The organism is Ideonella sp. P3_A4 (assembly GCF_056403075.1).
In genome coordinates this window covers 1-1,434 of the sequence record NZ_JBFUGE010001033.1, presented here as the reverse complement: position 1 = coordinate 1,434, position 1,434 = coordinate 1, and the positions used below count along the sequence as shown (strand labels likewise).

At 62.1% G+C, this 1,434-nt stretch carries 4 protein-coding genes; all 4 read left to right on the top strand.

The window, feature by feature from the left end; genetic code table 11:
* The coding region (locus AC1DYI_RS35560) for a DUF4113 domain-containing protein (protein WP_477208803.1) at window positions 1-239 on the top strand (239 nt) is incomplete at its 5' end.
* Between the two features lie 141 nt (window positions 240-380).
* On the top strand, window positions 381-608 hold the full coding sequence (locus tag AC1DYI_RS35555) for a hypothetical protein (RefSeq protein ID WP_477208802.1): 228 nt from the start codon (window positions 381-383) through the stop codon (window positions 606-608).
* Window positions 609-618: 10 nt separating this feature from the next.
* A complete protein-coding gene (locus tag AC1DYI_RS35550; RefSeq protein ID WP_477208801.1) occupies window positions 619-1,158 on the top strand; it encodes a low affinity iron permease family protein in 540 nt (179 codons plus the stop codon).
* A 70-nt stretch (window positions 1,159-1,228) separates the two neighbouring features.
* Window positions 1,229-1,434: DNA-3-methyladenine glycosylase (locus tag AC1DYI_RS35545; RefSeq protein ID WP_477208800.1), on the top strand; the 206-nt coding region annotated here is incomplete at its 3' end.

Here is a 1,434-nt window from a genome sequence, read left to right as displayed (position 1 = left end):
AGCTGGATCTGTTCTCCGGCATGGACCCAGCGGGGGAGCTCGTGGCGCCGCGCGACCCTTCGAAGTTGATGGGCGCACTCGATGCGCTCAACCAGCGCTTTGGCAAGGGCGCCGTGACGGTGGCCAGCGCGTTGCGCCAGGAGACCGCCAACGCCGGCGGCGGCGTGCAGTCGAGGCAGGAATGGCGGTCACCCCGTTACACCACGCGCCTTGCCGAGATTCCGGCGGTACGCGCCTGATCTGTTCGTCTCTGGCATCGGCAGGCCGGGCGCAGAAGCGCGGATGGCGTTGGGAACACCAATTGCTCATTGGCCTTCAACCGCCCATCACGGCGCGAGAGGAATGTCATGCATTGCTGGCTCAGTCCGCCTGCTCGATCGATGAAGGTACATCCGGTTGATGCGAAACGTCGAGGCGAAGCTTTGCTTTCGGCACGCATTCTCATCACCGAGGTCGATGTGGATCAGTGGCGAGCGCGAGGCATCGACCATCGGGGCTTGCCTTGTTTTGCCAATCACCGCAGCGCCGTCAGTATTTCTGCGCTGCATGAAGGGCAACGTCTGCGGGTGTGGCTCACCGCCAAAGGGCGAATCCAGTCCGTTGTTTGATGGAGATCGTATGACCTCGAGTGCTACCGACCACGGTGATCGGGCGGAAGAGCCGAGCAAACCGCACTCTCACCTGGTTGCTGCCTTTGACCGCTTCGCCGCCACGGTCACCCGTTGGGCCGGCTCGCCTGTTGCATTTGCCACTGCGCTGCTGTGCGTCATCGTGTGGGCCGCGGTGGGTCGGATCTTTGACTTCTCGGAAAACTGGCAGCTGGTCATCAACACGGGAACGACCATCGTCACGTTCCTGATGGTCTTCTTGATTCAGCAAAGCCAGAACAAGGACAGTGTGGCCTTGCACCTCAAGCTCAATGAGCTTCTGGCCGCCAACCAACAGGCGAGCAACCGAATGATTGGCATCGAAGGTCTGGACGAAGAAGACCTCTGCGATATCGCAAAGTTCTATGCCCGACTGTCCGAGCAGGTCAGAACCCAGCAAGAGGATGGGGCGGTTCATTCGATTGACGAAAGCCGCCCTGGCGGCTCGGAAGGCGATGCGCCGAGCAACAGCGGGCCCAGGCAGCCGTTCAACAGGCAGCAACCTGCCTGACCGATTCAGAAACGCGAGCCACGGATGCCGACCGAGGCGTCGCGTGAGTGCGCATTCATAGCGGCAGTTCATGCGCCAGATTGCCGGCATCGACTTTGAAGCCCCTTCGCTGGAAGTGGCGCGAGCGCTTGTAGGCGTGACCGTCCTCGTCGACGGTGTCGGCGGACGCATTGTTGAAACCGAGGCGTACGACGCCGAAGATCCGGCGTCGCACAGCCATGGGGGCCTTCGAGCGCGCAACGCCTCGATGTTCGGCCCTCCCGGACACGCCTACGT

Excerpts from the sequence above, each read along its gene's own strand:
- AC1DYI_RS35555 (WP_477208802.1), top strand. The coding sequence starts at position 381 with ATGAAGGTACATCCGGTTGATGCGAAACGTCGAGGCGAAGCTTTGCTT.
- AC1DYI_RS35550 (WP_477208801.1), top strand. The coding sequence starts at position 619 with ATGACCTCGAGTGCTACCGACCACGGTGATCGGGCGGAAGAGCCGAGC.